This is a genomic window from Actinopolyspora sabaoui, from assembly GCF_051225635.1.
GTDB lineage: Bacteria > Actinomycetota > Actinomycetes > Mycobacteriales > Pseudonocardiaceae > Actinopolyspora.
The window spans coordinates 64,030-81,407 of sequence record NZ_JBMIHH010000014.1 but is presented as its reverse complement, the minus strand read 5'-3'; the positions used below and the strand labels follow the sequence as shown (position 1 = coordinate 81,407).

Below are 17,378 nucleotides of genomic sequence, written 5' to 3'. Positions count from 1 at the left end.
CCGCCGGATCTCGCTCCGGAATCCCCGACTTCGGGTAGCGATTTACACGACGTCGGGCCTTCCTCGCAAGAGCGCGACGCGGGAGTACCTGTGCGGGGTCGGTCGCCATCGGTGGGCGTCGTCGCGTGTCCTTGCGCGTGCATCGGCCGATTCCACTGGCATTCTCACGCTGTGAGCGCATCGGGCGGGGCGGAAACGTTTACTCCTTACGGCGTCTCTCACTGGGTTCTCCTCGGGGTGGCGGCAGTGGGGGCGGTGCTGCTCGTCCGGGCCGGACGTCGACAGCGCGGAACGCGCTCGGGGGTGCTGTTCGCCAGGGCGTTCGCGTTGTTGCTGGGGTTGTTCGCGGTGGCGATGCAGATCTACCGAGTGCTGCCGTCGCAGTGGGACATCGATGTCTCGCTGCCGTTGCACCTGTCCGACTTCACCTGGATCGTGGCGGTTTACGCGTTGTGGACGAGGCGGCAGTGGGCGTACTCGCTGACTTACTACTGGGGTCTCACGCTCAACCCGCAGGCCATGATCACTCCGGCGCTGGACGCGCCTGGGTTCCCGCACGTCGACTTCGTCGACTTCTGGACCCAGCACATCCTCGTGGTGTGGGCGGCGATCTATCTGACCTGGGGTTTGGGGCTGCGGCCCGACTGGCGCGGCCTGGCGACCGCCGCCGGCGTCACGGTCGCGTGGGGGGTGGCCGTGTTCGGGTTCAACCTGGCGACCGGGGCGAACTACGGCTTTCTCAACGGCAAGCCCGCCAACCCCTCGCTGCTGGACGTCATGGGGCCGTGGCCGTGGTACCTCGCCGTCGAGTTCGCGGTGGGCATCGCCGCGTGGGCGTTGATCACCTGGCCGTGGACACGCTCGGCCGGGCGGTCGGCGCGGCGAGCCACACCGGCGAAGTGAACCCGGTGCGGAGGTCCTACCCAGGCGAGTGACCTCCGTCGAGCTGATTCGTTCGGACATCGCGGCCGATGTCGCGAAACCCACGCGGAGCTCGGGTACCGGTAGCTTCCGCGCGACACTCACCCGAGTCGGATTCCGTGCCGCATGCGGTCGCGTCCGCCTATGATGGCGGCGCCGAACAGCGCCGGACCGTAGTGAGTGTGATGCGGCATGATCCTGGCGGTAGTCACGGGACTCGTGAGCGGGGTGCTCTTCGGCTACGTGCTGCAGCGAGGTCGGTTGTGCTTCCACGCGATCTTCGCCGGGATGTACGAACGAAGGTTCGCCCTGGCCCGCGCCTGGTTGCTCGCGGTGGCGCTGACCTCGGTCGGCCTGACGGCGCTGTACGCGACTCCGGCGGGGCGAGGTCTCAGTACCGGTCTCCCGCTGAATCCGGTCGGCAATGTCCTCGGCGGTCTGGTTTTCGGCGTCGGTATGGCCGTGGCCGCCAGTTGCGTCTCGGGTCTGTTCTTCAAGCTCGGCTCCGGCATGCTCGGCGCTCTCGTCGGGTTGGGCGGGTGGGTGTGCGGCGAGCTCGCGGCGAGCGGGGTGCGACTACCGGGGTCGACGGTACTGCCGGGCGGAGTCGAGGGGACCTTGCCGGGCGTGCTGGGCGTTCCCCGCGCGGTCGTGGCGGTGCCGTTCGCGGTGTTGGTGGTCGTGCTCGGTTGGCGGTGGCGCGGGGATGATCACCGGCAGTACGCCTGGCAATGGCGCTGGCCCTTCGCGGGCGTCGCTCTCGCCGTGGTCGCCGTCGCCTCGTGGCTGCTGGCAGGGCTGGGAGGAGCGAGCTTCGGTGCGAGCACCGTGGGTGCGGTGAGCGGCATCGCGACGGGCAACGTGAACTGGTGGCTCGTCGCGTTCCTGTGCGGAATCGTCCTCGGCGGATTCCTCGCCGCCCGGACGGCAGGGGGATGGTGGTTGCGCGGTGAAACACGAGTGCGCTACCTGCGGTTGCTCTTCGGCGGATTCCTGCTCGGCTTCGGTGCGTTGCTCGCGGGAGGTTGCAACCTCGGACACGGGCTTTCCGGCGCCGCGCAGCTCAATGTCTCGTCGTGGCTGGTCGTGGCTGCTTTCGTGGTGGGAATCGGGCTCACCAGGAAGACGCAACGAGTGCTCTCCGCTCCGCCGGTGCCTTCGGAGCGGACCTATTGAGCCGCCGTGGGGCGTCCCCGCGGCACGGATGTCGACGAAATCCCGACACATGGCGAGCAGGCTTCTACGTCCTTCGGCCGGTAGCGCCCGGATCTTACCCATAAAAATGTCACTGATTGACATTAGTCATTCTGTGACACAAACTGTCGGGCAGTGGAAGGAGTGGCGATGACGGATCTGTCGGGCCTGCGGACCTGGCTGGACGAGAAGCTGCCCGAGCTGGCTCGGCGGCACGGTGTGCCCGGTGCGGCTGTCGGAGTGCTCGCAGGCGACCAGGTCGCCGAGGCGGCGGCGGGCGAGCTCAATCTGCGCACCGGTGTCGCGGCCACCACGGACTCGCTGTTCCAGATCGGTTCGGTGACCAAGCTGTGGACGAGCACGCTGGTGATGCAGCTGGTGGAGGAAGGTCTGGTCGAGCTCGACGCCCCGGTCACCCGTTATCTGCCCGAGTTCCGACTCGCCGCGGAGCTGGTGGGCGCGGGCATCACCGTTCGCCGGCTGCTCACCCACACCTCGGGCATATACGGCGACGCCTTCGTGCCCACGACCCGCGACGAGGACGCGGTGCGGCGCTACGTCGACGAGATCGTGCCCACGCTGCCGCAGGACGTGCCGCCCGGTGAAGGCATGTCCTACTCCAACTCCGGTTTCGTCGTGCTCGGCAGGATCGCCGAAGCGGTGCGTGCCAAGCCCTTCCACCAACTGCTGCGTGAGCACATCGGCACACCACTCGGCCTGCGGCACTGGGCGATCACGCCGGAGGAGGCGCTGCTGCACCGAACGGCCGTGGGGCACGTGCCCGCTCAGGACGGGACTCCGGAGCCCGCGCCGTTCTGGAACCTGCCCGCCTCCCTCGCGCCCGCGGGCACCGTGCTGGCCATGGCACCCCGCGAGCTGCTGGCCTTCGCGGGTGCGTATCTCGACGGTGGCGGGAAGCTGCTCGACCCGGCGACGGTCGAACGGATGTGGCGTCCGCGCGTCGCGGTGCCGGACGTCGGCATGCTCGGTGGCCACCTCGGCCTCGGCTGGATGGTCTTCGACTGGGACGGGCAACGGGTCGTCGGGCACGACGGCGGCACCTACGGGCAGAGCTGTAGCCTGCGAGTGCTTCCCGAGGCCGGTGTCGCCCTCGCCTCGCACGCCAACGGCGGCGACAACGCCGCCTTCCACCACGAGGTCGTCGCACTGATCGCCGACCGGCTCGTCGGGGTGCGACCGCCTGCGATGCCCACCCCTCCGGCGCGTCCGGACGAGGTGGACCCCGCCCGGTTCGCGGGTCGGTTCGACTCCTCGACCATGGCCCTGGAGGTGACCGTGCGGCCGGACGGTTCGGCCGTGGCTCGTTCGGAGGCGCTCACGGCCGAGGCCCGGCAGCTGCAACCGGAGCCGAGGGTTACCGAGCTCGTCCGGCTGGACGACGATCGCCTGATCGCCACCGACCGGCTCTTCGGCACCCACGAGGTTCTCGCGTTCTCGGGTGGTGGTCCCGAAAGTCCCGCCACCCACCTGTTCCGCGCGGGCAGGCTCACCAGGCGCACGGCATGAGCGGATCGCTGCGGCAACGGCAGAAGGACGACCGTCGACTGCGGATGATCCACGCCGCGCTCGAGCTGTTCGACGAGTACGGCTTCTCGGAAGTCGGCGTGGTCGACATCGCCGAACGGATCGGGATGTCCTACCGGACCATCTACCGCTACTTCCCGAGTAAGGAGGACGTACTGCTCGGGTTGGTGATCGAGGGCAACCACGCCTTCCTCGATCGGGTAGGGGAACGCCTCGGCGAGGGTCCCCTGCTCGTCACGTTCACCGACGCCATGACCGAGGCGCTCGAGGAACTGTCCGAGCGGGTCGGCGAGGACGCCATCCGCACGATGAGCGAGCAGATCGACCGGGTGGAGTCGGTCCGCGCCCGTGCGTTGCTGCACAGCGCCGACATGCGGGACCGGCTGGCCGCTCTGGTCGAGCGGCATCCCGAATACGGGGCGGAGCGGCATTCCGAGATCCACCTGGCCGTGGGGGTGTTCGGGGCCGTCGCCGCCGAAGCACAGCGCAGATGGCGTTCCGCCCCGTCGGCGGAGGGCTCGCTGGCCGGTGAGTTCCGCGCCGTGATGGCAGGCTTGCCCGCTGTGCTCCCGAGTTCGCCCGAGGCAGCGTACTGAGAGCACGGCGCCGAGGTGGAGTGGTCCGCGGGGGGCGATCAATCGGCTGAGTGGTGCGGTGGTGTGTGCTTGGGCCGGGTGAAATGCCGTGCGCCGGGGGCCGTCGCCGCCAACGCCGGTGCCGCGAAGCACGCCGCCGCGCACACCAACAGCACCCAGAAGTTCCCGGCCAGGGTCACGGCGGGTGCGATCAGTGCCAGTCCCAGCGGTGCCAGTCCGTAGGAGACCAGGAAGTCCAGGGCGGACACGCGCGCCAGCTTGTCCGGATGGACCTCGCGCTGCGTCGCGGTGAACCACGGAACGTTGAACAGCTCGATCCCGATGCCCGCCAGTACGTAGCCCGCGACCAACAGTGCCGGAGGCACCGGCAGCAGCAGCCCCAGTGGGGCGAAGCCGTAACCGGCCAAGCCGGCCAGGGCCCAGAACCCCTGCGAACGGGGTCGCCACCGAGTGACGAGCAGTGCCCCGAGCAGTGCCCCGGCGGTGTAAGCGGTCAGCGCGGCAGCCAGTACCGCCTCGGTGCCGTAGCGATCGCGACTGATCAGCGGTAGCACGACTCCGGTGGCGGAGTAACCGGTGGTGATGACGGTGGCCAACGCGGCCAGACCCGCCAGGAACCAGGGGTGCCTGCGCGCCTCGCGCAGTCCCTCGGTGAACTCGGAGACGAACGGGATGCCGCCCTCGCGGGAGGGGCCTCCGGCATTCCTACGTCCGGTGGGAGGCAGCCACGCCGCCACCAACCAGAGGACTCCGGTGAGCAACAGCAGCGTGGTGGTGTCGACGGTGGTGGCCGCCAGCGCCGTCAGACCGGGCGCGAGCAGTGTCGTCACCCTTACCGACAGGGTCCGCGCGGCGTTGGCCTGCTGCCGTCGGGGCGAGTCGACGACCTCGGCGGTCAGGGCCTGGAACGCGGGCCTGCACGCCCCTTGTCCGGCCCCCACCAAGGCGGCTGCCGCTGCCATCAGGGTTTGCGAGGTCCCCAACCCGATCGGGAGGACGAACGTGGCCACGGCCGCGGTGAGCCCGGACAGCGTCACGACCGTTCGACTGGTGTAGCGGTCGGCCAGCACGCCGCCGACGGGTACGGCGAGCAGGAAACCCGCTGTGCGCGTCGCGAGCAGCACGCCGAGCGTCACGGCGCCGATGGTCCCGTCGAGCACGGCCAGGCCGAGCACGAAGGGCAGTGCCCACGTGGCGAGTCCGGAGGCGGTCGTTCCCGCCCATAGTCGCAGGAAACGCGGCTCTCGAAGCAGCGACCTTCGCGGCGGGGTTTCCTCGGATTGTTTCTGGGCGGATGTCACTGGCTCTGCTCCCGTCGCACGTGCCTGGGGCGATGTACGGGAGAACGTTCCCCGATCGGCCACTTCGGATACCACCGATGGTCGCGGAACGTGGCGTCATTGTGACGGTTCTCCCAATGAACATCAACCGTAGACGAAAATGATTATCGTTTTCTACGATGCATCCTAAGCGACCACCAAAACCGACCTCCACCCCCTGCATCCGCCCCCACGGAGTTTCGAAGCCGGAGCGCGCTCAGTGACCACATCGGATACCCACTCGACATCGGCTACCCGGTCCAGCTCGGATAGGCAGTCCAGCTCGGACAGGCGGCCGACATCGGACACGCGGTCGGATCCGGCGGCGAGTCGCCAGGAAAAGAACCTGCTCACGACGGTCCTGCCGTTGCTGGTGGTTCTGACGATCTCGATCCTGGTCGGTATCACCCTCGGCCCGGCTCCCGTGCCGCTGCCCGATACCGTGCGCTACCTCGCCGCCGCCATCACCGGCGGAACGATCGACGCATCCGACGCGAGCGGGTATTCGATCATCTGGCAGGTGCGCACTCCGCGAGTGCTGCTCGCGGCGGTGGTGGGAGCGGGCCTCAGCGTCGTCGGCGTGGCGATCCAGGCCACCGTGCGCAACGCGCTCGCCGACCCCTTCATCCTCGGGGTCTCCTCCGGAGCCTCGGTCGGAGCCAGCGCCGTGGTCTCGTTCGGACTGTTCGCGGGCCTGGGGGTATACGCGTTGTCCACCGCCGCGCTGCTGGGAGCGCTGGGCGCCTCGGTGCTGGTCTACTTCGCCGCCCGTGGCAGGGCCGGTCTCACCCCGCTTCGCCTCGTGCTCACGGGTGTCGCCCTCGCCTACGGGTTCCAGTCGTTGATGAGCGCGATCGTGTTCTTCGCTCCTTTCAGCGACTCGGCCCGAACGGTGCTGTTCTGGTTGATGGGCAGTCTGGGCAGTGCCACCTGGTCCGGTCTCCCGCTGGCCGCGGCCACCGTCGTTCTCGCCACGGTGCTGCTGTTGTGGAACTCCCGGGCGCTCGACGTGCTGGCGCTCGGTGACGAGACCGCAGCGGGTCTGGGCATGGACGCCACCGCCGTGCGCAAAAGGCTCTTCCTGCTTACGGCGGTCGTGACCGGATGTCTGGTGGCCGTCAGCGGCGCGGTCGGCTTCGTCGGCCTCGTCATCCCCCACCTCGTGCGGTTGTTGGTCGGTGCCAACCATCGTCGAGTGCTGACCATCGCCCCGCTGATCGGTGCGATCTTCCTCGTCTGGGTCGACCTCGCCTCACGCACGCTGTTCGCACCACGGGAACTGCCGCTCGGCGTGATCACCGCTCTGATCGGGGTTCCGGTGTTCATCATTCTGCTGCGACGTCGTGGCTACCTGTTCGGAGGTAGGTAAATGTCGATCACACTCGACGGCCTGTCGGTGCACCTCGCGGGAGCCGAGCTCGTCCGTGATCTGAACATCGAAACGGCCGAAGGGGAGGTTCTCGGACTCGTCGGGCCGAACGGAAGTGGTAAGTCCACCGCGTTGCGGTGCGTCTACCGGGCGCTTCGTCCGAGCAGGGGAGCGGTGCTGCTCGACGGTGCCGATATCTCCACCTTCGCGCAGCGTGCGTCCGCCCGGCACATCGCCGCCGTCCCGCAGGAGAGCAGCAACGACCTCGACTTCACCGTCGCCGAGATCGTCGAACTCGGCAGGTTCCCGCACCACCGCGGCAACCAGCCGCTGACCACCGAGGAACGCGCCGTCTGTGACGAGGCGATGCGTCGTGCCGACGTCGTTCACCTCGCCGACCGCGGTGTGCTGTCGCTGTCCGGTGGTGAACGCCAGCGGGTGCTGCTCGCCCGGGCATTCGCGCAGCAACCCCGCGTGCTGGTTCTCGACGAGCCGACCAACCACCTCGACATACACCACCAGATCCAGCTGCTTCGCCAGCTGCGCACGGACTCGACCACCGTGCTGATCGCCATGCACGACCTCAACCTCGCGGCCGCCACCTGTGACCGGCTCGCCGTGCTCGCCAACGGGACGGTGCTGCACCTCGGCACGCCCGCCGAAGTGCTCACCCCCGAGCTGATCAACGAGGCGTTCGGCGTCACCCCCTCGATCGTCCGTCATCCGAGCACCGGAATTCCCCAGCTGCACTACGACATCTGACCACCGTTGTGAACAGGAGAAATAACCGCAATGGCATCACGCGTCGCCGTCACGCTCCTACTGACCACCTCGTTACTGGCAACCGGCTGCGGAGCCAACGTCGCGCCTTCCTCGAACGGTGAATCCGGCACGGTCACCATCGAGAACTGCGGGCGGACGATCGAGTACCCCGAACCGGAACGCCCGGTCGCCTACGACATGAGCAGCACCGAGAAGATGTTCGCCCTCGGGCTGGCCGACCGCATGCGGGGCATCGTCATGCCCAGCACGGCCGACCCGTCGGTGAAACGCTCCCCGTGGCGGGAGGACTATCGTTCCGTCGAAACGCTCAGTACCGATGTGCTCAGTCTCGAAGTGGTTCTCGACGCGAAGGCGGACTGGGTCCTGGCCGGTTGGGAATCCGGTTTCAGCCAGGCGCGAGGGATCACCCCGAGCAAACTCGACTCGCTCGGAATACAGAGCTACCAGCACACCGAGAGCTGCTTCAACTACGGCTCGGATCCGGTGCGCGTGCCACCGTTGGAAGCCCTCTACACCGATCTACGACAGATCGGAAAGATCTTTCACATCGAGGACCGCGCCAAGCGAGTGGTCGCGGACCTGAAGCAACGCGCCCAAGCACTTCGCGAGCAACAACCCGAGGGCCCCCCGCCCCGGGTGTTCATCTACGACTCCGGAACCGACAAGCCCTTCACCTCCGGCGCTCAGGCGGCACCCAACGCCATCGTCTCGTTGGCGGGTGGGCGCAACATTACCCACGACCTCGACAAGCGCTGGACCACGATCGGGTGGGAATCAGTCGTGCAGGCGAATCCCGAGGTGATCACCGTCGTCGACTACGGAGACAAACCCGTCGAGGACAAGATCGCTTTCCTGAAGTCGTTCCCCCCGTTGGCGCAAACGCCCGCGATCAAGAACGACCGGTTCCACGTCATCGACTACGGATCCGCCGTCAGCGGTCCCCGCAACATCGCTGCCGCCGAGAAGTTCGCGGAGTACCTGCGTTCCATCGGGCGATGACCCACGATCCCGTCTTCCCCGCTCCTCCGACTCCGGAAAGACATCACCATGGCCGAAACAGCGACCCTTGACGCCCTGTTCACCGAGGTACTCGGTTCCGAGTCACCGCGCCCGAGTGAACTGATCGCCACCAGTGTGTTCTGGATCCAGCACGGGACCCGGCTGGCCGGATCGACCACCGTATACCGCAACCGCTACGTCCTCGTCCGGGTCGGACAGTCGTACGGGGCCTGCGCCTTCGAGGCGGGCGAACTCGATTCGGACAGCTGCTCCGGGGCCTCGGGCAGCGATCTCGGGACCCTGCTTCGTGAGGGGCCGCTTCCAATGCGGATCGCCGCGCTCGACGCCTATCTCACCGAGACCCAGCACCACCGCGATCGCCCCGACGCGGAAGCCGTCACGCTTCCGGCGGGAACTCCCGAACAACGCGCCCGAAGCAGGGACGAGGCGATAGCGGGGCTCCTCGACGTCGCACCGGGAAGCAAGGTGGCGCTCATCGGTGTGGTTACCCCACTCGTCGCGGCGCTGCAGGAGCGGGGATGTGCCTGTCTGCCCTGTGACTACAACCTCGCCGCCACGGCGGACGGTGGGCTGGTCACCTCGGTCATGAGCGAGGTGCTCGAACCCGCCGATGCCGTCGTGGCGACCGGCATGACGCTGGGCAACGGGACTTTCGACGGGATTCTGCGCCACTGCGAAAAGCGGAACGTGCCGTTGCTCGTCTACGCCCAGTCGGGTTCCGCCGTAGCGAGAGCTTTTCTCGGCTCCGGCGTCACCGCGCTGTCCGCCGAACCCTTCCCGTTCTCCCAGTTCGACTCCGGTACCACCACGCTGTACCGCTACCGCGCGGCCCACTCGTCATGAACGCACCCACCAACCGGAAAACTCCCCCGGCCACCGGAACGGGCCAATCCGGCTGCCATCACGGTGAGATCCTGCAAGGGGCTTTCCTCGATGACCGAGGAGCGGCCTGCCGGGCTCTGGTGACCATGCCACTGGCCGGTCCCCGCAGCAGGGCCGTCTTCGTACCCGATCCCGACACGGCCCCGGACAGCGTGGTCATCAGCCCGGACGACCGAAGCAAGGCGCGACGAGCGGCGGTTCTGACCTGCGAACTCTGTGGCAGCACCACGGCACGAACTCCGTGTGGCGGACAACTGTTCCTGAGCAGCGAGGTTCCCGACGGTCTCGGCATGGGTTCGTCGAGTGCCGACGTGCTGGCCACGATCCGCGCTGTGGTGGATGCCTATGCCGCGCACCTTCCCTCCGAGATCGTGTCGAGGATCGCGGTGGCGGCCGAACACGCCAGCGATCCGCTGATGTTCGACGACAGGGCCCTGCTGTTCGCGCAACGGGAGGGCAGAGTCCTCGAAGACCTCGGTGGCAGGCTTCCCCCGGCCGTGGTGGTGGGATGCCTCACCGAAGGTGCCACCGGTGTCGACACCCTGGAGTTGGGGACCCACCACATCCGTGACCGGGACGTGCGGGTCGGTGAACGACTGCGTGCACTGCTGCGAGAGGCCGTGACCCGGTCCGACGTCGCCCTGCTCGGCCGGGTCGGCACCGAGAGCGCTCGGCACAACCAGCGCATCCTCGACAAGGCCCAGCTGGAGTCGCTGGTGGAGATCGCCGAGCGCGTCGGCGCCGTCGGCCTGCAGATCGCCCACAGCGGCAATGTCGCCGGTCTGCTCTTCGATCCGAGACAACCGGACACGGGGCACCGGATCCGGACCTGCCTGCTCGAACTGGACCGCAACGACATTCCCAGCACACGAGTGTTCAGTACTCGGCCTCGACTCCGAAACGGTAGTGGTGAACATGGACGAGCACATCGCGGACGCGGTCGCACGCCCCGACCTGATCCGGCTCGACAGGGGACTCGTATGCCTTCGATTTGAGACGATGAAAGTCGTCTCCGCCCTGACGGCGGTCGAACGATTACTCGACCAGGGACGTGTGCGGCCCGGGGACACCCTGCTGGACAGTTCGAGCGGTATCTACGCCTACGCGCTCGCACTCGCCTGCCACAGGTACGGCCTCGGGTGTCACATCGTCGGCTCGACGACCATCGACTCCACCCTGTACAACCAACTCCGCCTACTGGGCTGCCATCTGGAGCAGGTCGAACCATCGGCGGATCTCAAACTCGACCAGAGCCTGCGAGTGCGTCGCGTGCGAGAGCTGCTGGACGAGAATCCGCACTACCATTGGATGCGGCAGTACCACGACGACATTCACTACCTCGGCTATCGCACGATCGCTGATCGCATTCGTACCGAACTGGACGGTGAAGCGCTCACGATCGTGGGCGGCGTCGGATCCGGTGCGTCCACGGGGGCACTGGCTGGGTATCTTCGCGAGGCCGGTACGGATGTCGCGCTGGTGGGCGTTCAACCGTTCGGAAGTATCACTTTCGGCGCCGAACACGTCTCCGACAGCGAGATGATCATCGCCGGGATCGGTAGTTCCATCCCGTTCGGCAACGTCGATCACACCGCCTACGACATCCTGCACTGGATCTCCTTCGACACCGCGCTCTCGGCGAGCACGGAGCTGCTTCGCAGGCACGCCGTGTTCGCGGGTCTGTCCACTGGTGCGGCTTACCTGGCAGCACGCTGGGAGCGTTACGTCCACTCCTCGGGGCCGGTGCTATTCATCGCCGCCGACACCGGGCATCGTTACAACGAGGCGGTGTTCTCCCGTGCCGACGCGGCGACGGGCATCGCCGAGCTCGCACCGCATCCGGCGGTCGACACCACGGAGCTCACGAGGCCCTGGTCACGGATGTGCTGGGACCGTTCGGAAGGGCCGCCCGGAGCGCGCGGCGAGCGGGAACGGGCGGCACCCCCGGTGCGGCGGTCTCGGTGAGAGCGTAACCCGGTGGGGAAGTGGCACAGTGGGGCGGGGGCAAGAAGATTAAAACATCTTCATTCAGGTTTCATCCCGTGCCGCTTCCGCCGGGAGCACAGTGATGGAAGATGAGATCGACATTACGCCTCCCCTTGTTGGTGGCGGCCCTGGTGCTGCCCGCCGTGGCGGTGCTCGGCGTCTACACGTTGACCAGTGCGCCCCGACAACCCGAGGTGCCGCGACAGATTCGAATCGACGGTAGCCCCGCTGCGACCTCGTCCGGCCCGTCGCGCCCGTTCGACCCATCAGGCCAGTCGAGTCCATCCGGTCGGCCGATCCCTCCCGGCTCGTCGGGCGCGCCGAGCACCTCCGAACCGACATCGCGCCCACCCGCCGAGCCGGATGACGACGATCGCGATGATGAACCGGACGACCTCGGCCCGCCCGCCCCCGACGACGATCGTGACGATGACGAAGAGTGATCCCGGCCGCCGACGCGGCAGCCGCGTACCGGCCCGGACACGGATCATGGCCTGGCTGTTGTTGGTGCTGATCGTCGTGCTCGGCACCGTCGTGCTGCTGGTACGGCAGTACCTGCACAATCAGGCCACCAACCGCGTGACGACCTCCCTGGAACAGGAGACCGGCGAGTTCGTCAGATTCGTGGCGGAGGGAAATTCCGCCGCCGCTTCCGCGCAGGAGCCCGCGAAGTTCTTCCGGGACTATCTGGGTGATCAGTATCCGGACGCCACGGAAGCACTGATCGGTGTCTGGCGAGGAACGGACGGTATGCGAGCACTGCCACAGGCCCAGAACGAGCGGATCGTGCGCATAGCCGAGGACCGGGATCTGTTGCGCCGGATCACGGCGAGTTCGCGAACGTACGGTACGGAGCGGACCACCGCCGGAGTGATGCGCTGGGCACGTGTTCGAGTTCTGACCGGGGGAGAGGAGCGGGCCTGGTTCGTGGTCACCCGGTTCACAGCTGAGGCCACCGCCCAGGTTGATCGGATCGTTCGAACATTACTGCTGGTCAGCGGTGTCGGAGTGGCGCTGGCCGCGGTGGCGGCCTGGTGGGTGGCAGGAGTGATCCTGGCCCCGGTGCGTCAGGTGCGGCGGACCGCCGCCGAAATCGGGGAGCGGGACCTGACGCGACGCATCCCCGTGGAGGGGCGTGACGACATAGCCGCGCTGGCCGAGCAGTTCAACGGAATGCTCGACCGGCTCCAGGAAGCGTTCGCGGCCCAGCGGGAGTTCGTCGACGACGCCAGCCACGAGCTGCGCACCCCGATCACCATCGTGCGGGGAAATCTGGAACTGCTCGGGTCCGATCCCGCGGAACACGAGGAAGTCGTCCGGCTGTGCACCGACGAACTGGACCGGATGGGAAGGATAGTGGAGGATCTCCTGGTGCTGGCCAAGGTGGACCGTCCCGACTTCGTCACTCCGGAACGGGTCTTGGTGCTCGAGCTGATCAGCGACATCGACGCCAAGGTCCGGGCGTTGGGGGACCGTCGCTGGATTCTGGAGCACGTGGCCGACGGCGAGGTGTGGGTGGATCCGCAGCGGCTGACCCAGGCCATGGTGCAGCTGGCGCAGAACGCGGTGCAGCACACCGAGCAGAGGTCCGAGGTCCGGCTGGGCTGTTCGCTGACCCAGCGGACGCTGATGCTGTGGGTCAGCGACAACGGCCCCGGAGTGGCCCCGGAACGGATGGGGCATATTTTCGAACGTTTCGTACACGACCAGGGACGGCGTGGCGGAGCAGGACTCGGTCTGTCCATCGTGCGCGCGATCGCCGAGGCCCACCACGGCAGCGTGCGGGTCCGTTCGGAGAACGGCGCGTGTTTCGAGATCGAGATTCCGCTCCGGGCTCCGGACGCGCCCAGTGAGGAGCCCCGGTCATGAGCAGGATCCTCATCGTCGAGGACGAGGAGCGCATCGCCCGATTCGTCGAGAAGGGCCTGGCCTCCAACGGTTTCGCCACCACGGTGGTCGGCGACGGCGAGAGCGCCCTGCACTACGTGATCACCGGCGACTTCGACCTGGTCGTGCTCGATCTCCGGCTGCCGGACCAGGACGGCTTCGTGGTGCTGCGCAGGATGCGGGACCAGCGCGTCACCGTGCCGGTGATCATTCTGACGGCCCGGGACACGGTGCACGACACGGTGGCGGGACTGGAAGGAGGCGCGGACGATTACATGACCAAGCCGTTCCGGTTCGAGGAACTGCTCGCCCGGGTCCGGTTGCGGTTGCGTTCCACCGACAGTGCTCCCGAGACGACCGTGTTGAGCAACGGGGAGCTGTCCCTGGACCTGCGCACCCGACGCGCACGGATCGCGGAGAACACCGTGGACCTCACCGCGCGAGAGTTCGCGATGCTGGAGCTGTTCCTGCGGCATCCCGGGCAGGTCCTCTCGCGCGAGCAGATCCTATCGCACGTGTGGGGCTACGACTTCGACCCGGGTTCGAACATCGTGGACGTTTACGTGCGGGCGCTGCGCCGCAAGGTCGGGGCCGAGCGCATCGGAACGGTGCGCGGGATGGGATACCGCCTCGGTACCTGACCAGGCGGATGAAGATCCTTTCACGCCGTTTTCAGCCCGGCGTCAGATCCGTCCCGGAGTCTTGTGGGTGTCGGCGCGAGAGGCAACGGAAAGGGGAAGATCTTGCGTAACAAGAAGCGTATCTGGGTCGTAGCCGCGGTGACGACGGCGTTGGGACTCGGCGGTACCGGACTGGCTCTCGCCGGTGACGGGGCTGCGAACGCTCCGCAGCCCTCCAACGGGCAGCACGGCGTTGTCATTCGGGATGACGACCGCGATGACGACGGTAGGGACGACCGGGATGACAGGAACGAGCGGGATGACCGGGATGACCGGGATGACCGGAACGATCGAGGAGATGATCAGGACGATCGAACCGATCGCGATGAGCAGGACGAACGCGATGACCGGGATGACCTGAATGAGCGGGACGACAAGGACGACCGCCACGACGACTGATCCGGTCGGCGCGGTCACTCGACCGGTGTAACAGGGCCTCGCCGGAGCGTCGTAACGACGCCCCGGCGAGGCCCCTGGCAGTAGCCGCCGCTGTGCCCCGTGAGGTGATGGCAACCGGAGCTCGCCCTCGCCGTGGCGTGGGTTCAGTACAACGTGCTCATCGCTTCGCGGGTGAACGGGACGAGTTCCGTCTCCCGGCCGTCGAGCACCTTCCGGCTCCACTCCGGATCGGCCAGCAGGGCTCGGCCGACCGCGACGAGGTCGAACTCCTCGCGTTCCAGCCGTTCCGCCAGTCCTTCGACACTGGCCACGTTGGTGCCCGCACCCTCACCCAGGGTAGCCGGGTCGAACACCGCGTCCAACCCGACCGAGCCGACGGTGATGACCGGTTTGCCGGTGAGTTTTCGGGCCCAGCCGCCGATGTTGAGAGTCGGATCGGATTCGGGGAACTCGGGTTCCCAGTAGCGCCGTCCGGATGCGTGGAAGGCGTCGACCCCGGCCTCGCTCAGCGGGGCGAGCATCCGCTGCAGCTCGTCCGGGTTCTCGGCCAGCTTGGCGTCATAGTTGTCGGCCTTCCACTGCGAGAACCGCAGCACCACGGGGAAGTCCGCCGACACCCGCTCACGCACGGCGGCGACGATGTCGGCGGCGAACCTGGTGCGCTCCACCGGGGAACCGCCGTAGGCGTCGGTGCGCCGGTTGGTGCGTTCCCACAGGAACTGGTCGATCAGATAGCCGTGCGCCCCGTGGAGCTCCACACCGTCGAAGCCGATGCGCTCGGCCTGCCGTGCCGCTTCGGCGAAGGCCTCGACGAGCTGTTCGACATCGGCCAGGGAGAGCTCCTCTCCCGCCTGCCGGGTACCGTCCAGCGCGATACCGGAAGGACCGACCGAGGGGGCCTCGGGGACCGGTGGCTTGCCCGCCCGACGCTGGATACCGACGTGCCACAGCTGCGGCATGATCTTTCCACCCTGTTCGTGTACGGCGGCGACGACGTCGCGCCAGCCCGCCAGGGGTCCCTCATCGTGAAAACGCGGCACGTGCTTCCCGTCGCCCGCGGAGGGGTGGTCGACGTAGGTGCCCTCGGTGATGATCAGGCCGGTTCCCGCGGCCGCGCGCCGCGCGTAATAGGCGGCCACGTTCTCGTCGGGAACGCCGTCCGGGGACTGGCCCCGAGTCATCGGGGCCATGACCACCCTATTCGGTAGTTCCATCGAGCCGAGCGTGAACGGGCGGGCGAGTGCCTGCGCTGCGCGAGCGGACATGCCGGGGTCCTCCTGCTGCACGTGAAAAAGTGTTCCTTTTAAAGATACACTTTCTTGTGCGGGTGGCCGCGACGGCGTTGCTAGCCTGGGATTCCGACGGTCGGAAGCGAACGGACGAGCTCGACGGAGGAGGTGTTGCCCGCGTGCTGGACATCCGGTTTTCCAGCTCGCTGATGGCGATGCTGATCCTCGCCCTCGCCGACGAGGAGGGGGAGTCGCCCCTGAGCTCCGCCCGGCTCGCCGAGCGGATGGACACCAACGCGAGCCTGGTGCGCAAACTGATCCTCCCGTTGGCCAGGTCCGAACTCCTCGTCTGCACCAAGGGGCGAACGGGTGGGGCCCGGTTGGCGCGGTCCGCCGAGGAGATCACCCTGGCCGAGATCTACCGCTGTTCGACGGGCGACAAACCGCTGTGGAACTGCCGCACCGGCAGTGAGCACGACTGCCGGGTCGCCGCGAACGCACAGGCCTACTTCGCCGAGCTGACCGAGGATGTGGAGCGGGCCGTGCTCGACGCGCTCGGTGACCGCACACTCGCCGACGGTGTGCGCGAGATGCGACGTCTCGATCGGGAACCGACGCGGGAATAGCTCATCGAGGTTTTCCGGCCGGGTTGTCGAGTTGCTCGCTGAGCGAGACCCTCCGCACGAATCCGATCTCGGGGCGCTCGACCTCGGCCGGCCATCCGCACGAAGTCGTTTCCGCCTTCCCGTGCGTCCTAGCGGTACCAGGCGCGGACACCGAGCTTGCCGGTACTTCCGAGGTTGATGGTGATCTCGTCGCGGTCCTGCCCGGACGAGTTCCGCTCCCTGCCCACCGGTATCACCGATTGCCAGGCTCGTCCCCGTGCCGGAGCGATCCTCAGGTACTTGCCGACCTGCGGGGCGTTCATGCTCGCGTGGGTGTTGCGCCACATCAGTTGGGCCTCGGCGTGCTCACCCGGTCGCACCGTGATCGCCTCCGGCGGCTTGTCGAAGCCGTCGACGGTCGCGATGTCCGCAGAACCCTGCTCTGCCCGGACGTCCAACGGTCGCCGTTCCTCGTCCAGCACGCGTACGCGTGGGTAGCCGTCCAGCGTGTAAGGCTGGTCACCGCAGTTGGCCAGCTCGACGTGCATCAGCCGCAGGCCCATCGCCACTTCCACCAGATCGGTCGTGAGACGCACCCCGGTCTCCGGGCAGTCCGATGCCGAGGAGTTCGTGGGGGTGCTCGAAGGTGAGGAGGCTCTCCCGTCGCTCGCGGACCTCACGCCCGTTCCGGAGGAATCCTCGACGGCCGAGGTGGTGGGGATGGACGCGGCCGACGAGGGCCCCGACGAAGTTTCTTCGCCAGTGGGTGTCGGATTCGCGACGCAACCGGTCATGACGAGGGCCATGACAATCGGAAACAGCGTCACGATCCACCGGGGTCTCATGAAAGTCATGATCGCACGGATCGATCTCGGTGGTTGCCGAACGGGATGCCGGTGAGAACCACGTGGGCGACAGCGGGTTCAGCGAGATCTCCAGGGGCAACCCCACGATTCGGCCACG

Annotated in this window: 19 protein-coding genes; 15 read left to right on the top strand and 4 right to left on the bottom strand. The window is 67.5% G+C overall.

What is annotated here, in order from left to right; genetic code table 11:
- Positions 1-171 precede the first annotated feature (171 nt).
- The 4 genes from ACOQFL_RS21665 (at position 172) to ACOQFL_RS21650 (ending at position 4,256) form a co-directional block, all read left to right on the top strand.
- Positions 172-903: a YwaF family protein gene (locus ACOQFL_RS21665; RefSeq protein ID WP_435546046.1), complete on the top strand. Its 732-nt coding sequence runs from the start codon at positions 172-174 to the stop codon at positions 901-903.
- A gap of 210 nt (positions 904-1,113) precedes the next feature.
- Positions 1,114-2,097, top strand: a complete 984-nt coding sequence (locus ACOQFL_RS21660; RefSeq protein WP_435546045.1) for a YeeE/YedE thiosulfate transporter family protein — start codon at positions 1,114-1,116, stop codon at positions 2,095-2,097.
- Between the two features lie 168 nt (positions 2,098-2,265).
- Positions 2,266-3,642: a serine hydrolase domain-containing protein gene (locus tag ACOQFL_RS21655; RefSeq protein ID WP_435546044.1), complete on the top strand. Its 1,377-nt coding sequence runs from the start codon at positions 2,266-2,268 to the stop codon at positions 3,640-3,642.
- Positions 3,639-4,256: a TetR/AcrR family transcriptional regulator gene (locus ACOQFL_RS21650; protein ID WP_435546043.1), complete on the top strand. Its 618-nt coding sequence runs from the start codon at positions 3,639-3,641 to the stop codon at positions 4,254-4,256. The genes ACOQFL_RS21655 and ACOQFL_RS21650 overlap by 4 nt, the downstream gene beginning before the upstream one ends.
- Before the next feature lie 38 nt (positions 4,257-4,294).
- Here the strand turns inward: ACOQFL_RS21650 and ACOQFL_RS21645 are convergent, their stop codons facing one another.
- Positions 4,295-5,557 (bottom strand): MFS transporter, encoded by a 1,263-nt coding sequence (locus tag ACOQFL_RS21645; protein ID WP_435546042.1) that lies wholly within the window; start codon positions 5,555-5,557, stop codon positions 4,295-4,297.
- 364 nt (positions 5,558-5,921) lie between these two features.
- On the opposite strand from ACOQFL_RS21645, the gene ACOQFL_RS21640 reads away from it, so the two are divergent.
- The 9 genes from ACOQFL_RS21640 to ACOQFL_RS21600 all read left to right on the top strand — a co-directional run bounded on the left by ACOQFL_RS21640 (position 5,922) and on the right by ACOQFL_RS21600 (position 14,143).
- Complete coding sequence (locus ACOQFL_RS21640) at positions 5,922-6,944, top strand: FecCD family ABC transporter permease (RefSeq protein ID WP_435546050.1); 1,023 nt, start codon at positions 5,922-5,924, stop codon at positions 6,942-6,944.
- Positions 6,945-7,706, top strand: coding sequence for an ABC transporter ATP-binding protein (locus ACOQFL_RS21635; protein WP_435546041.1), 762 nt, complete (start codon positions 6,945-6,947; stop codon positions 7,704-7,706). It abuts the gene before it with no gap.
- A 30-nt stretch (positions 7,707-7,736) separates the two neighbouring features.
- Positions 7,737-8,726, top strand: coding sequence for an ABC transporter substrate-binding protein (locus tag ACOQFL_RS21630; RefSeq protein ID WP_435546040.1), 990 nt, complete (start codon positions 7,737-7,739; stop codon positions 8,724-8,726).
- A 48-nt stretch (positions 8,727-8,774) separates the two neighbouring features.
- Positions 8,775-9,590: a Rossmann-like domain-containing protein gene (locus tag ACOQFL_RS21625; RefSeq protein WP_435546039.1), complete on the top strand. Its 816-nt coding sequence runs from the start codon at positions 8,775-8,777 to the stop codon at positions 9,588-9,590.
- Entirely contained in the window at positions 9,587-10,624 is a 1,038-nt protein-coding gene (locus ACOQFL_RS21620; protein WP_435546038.1) for a GHMP family kinase ATP-binding protein, read from the top strand. Before ACOQFL_RS21625 ends, ACOQFL_RS21620 begins: the two co-directional genes overlap by 4 nt.
- A complete protein-coding gene (locus tag ACOQFL_RS21615; RefSeq protein ID WP_435546037.1) occupies positions 10,545-11,594 on the top strand; it encodes a pyridoxal-phosphate dependent enzyme in 1,050 nt (349 codons plus the stop codon). The genes ACOQFL_RS21620 and ACOQFL_RS21615 overlap by 80 nt, the downstream gene beginning before the upstream one ends.
- A 110-nt stretch (positions 11,595-11,704) precedes the next feature.
- Positions 11,705-12,058 carry a hypothetical protein gene (locus ACOQFL_RS21610; protein WP_435546036.1) on the top strand — a complete coding sequence of 118 codons (354 nt, stop codon included), beginning with the start codon at positions 11,705-11,707 and terminating at the stop codon, positions 12,056-12,058.
- Positions 12,045-13,484 carry a sensor histidine kinase gene (locus tag ACOQFL_RS21605; RefSeq protein ID WP_435546035.1) on the top strand — a complete coding sequence of 480 codons (1,440 nt, stop codon included), beginning with the start codon at positions 12,045-12,047 and terminating at the stop codon, positions 13,482-13,484. The genes ACOQFL_RS21610 and ACOQFL_RS21605 overlap by 14 nt, the downstream gene beginning before the upstream one ends.
- Entirely contained in the window at positions 13,481-14,143 is a 663-nt protein-coding gene (locus ACOQFL_RS21600) for a response regulator transcription factor (RefSeq protein WP_435546034.1), read from the top strand. The genes ACOQFL_RS21605 and ACOQFL_RS21600 overlap by 4 nt, the downstream gene beginning before the upstream one ends.
- A gap of 42 nt (positions 14,144-14,185) precedes the next feature.
- Here the strand turns inward: ACOQFL_RS21600 and ACOQFL_RS21595 are convergent, their stop codons facing one another.
- A complete protein-coding gene (locus ACOQFL_RS21595) occupies positions 14,186-14,599 on the bottom strand; it encodes a hypothetical protein (RefSeq protein WP_435546033.1) in 414 nt (137 codons plus the stop codon).
- A gap of 125 nt (positions 14,600-14,724) precedes the next feature.
- The gene (locus tag ACOQFL_RS21590) at positions 14,725-15,846 is read right to left on the bottom strand and encodes an NADH:flavin oxidoreductase (RefSeq protein ID WP_435546032.1); all 1,122 of its coding nucleotides are present in this window, start codon (positions 15,844-15,846) and stop codon (positions 14,725-14,727) included.
- 143 nt (positions 15,847-15,989) lie between these two features.
- Between ACOQFL_RS21590 and ACOQFL_RS21585 the strand changes: the two genes are divergently transcribed.
- A complete protein-coding gene (locus tag ACOQFL_RS21585) occupies positions 15,990-16,436 on the top strand; it encodes an RrF2 family transcriptional regulator (RefSeq protein WP_435546031.1) in 447 nt (148 codons plus the stop codon).
- 128 nt (positions 16,437-16,564) lie between these two features.
- Here ACOQFL_RS21585 and ACOQFL_RS21580 read toward each other — a convergent pair whose 3' ends face one another.
- Positions 16,565-17,095 (bottom strand): DUF4232 domain-containing protein, encoded by a 531-nt coding sequence (locus ACOQFL_RS21580; RefSeq protein WP_435546030.1) that lies wholly within the window; start codon positions 17,093-17,095, stop codon positions 16,565-16,567.
- On the opposite strand from ACOQFL_RS21580, the gene ACOQFL_RS21575 reads away from it, so the two are divergent.
- The gene (locus ACOQFL_RS21575) at positions 17,046-17,315 is read left to right on the top strand and encodes a hypothetical protein (RefSeq protein WP_435546054.1); all 270 of its coding nucleotides are present in this window, start codon (positions 17,046-17,048) and stop codon (positions 17,313-17,315) included. The genes ACOQFL_RS21580 and ACOQFL_RS21575 overlap by 50 nt on opposite strands.
- The last annotated feature ends 63 nt before the right edge of the window (positions 17,316-17,378 follow it).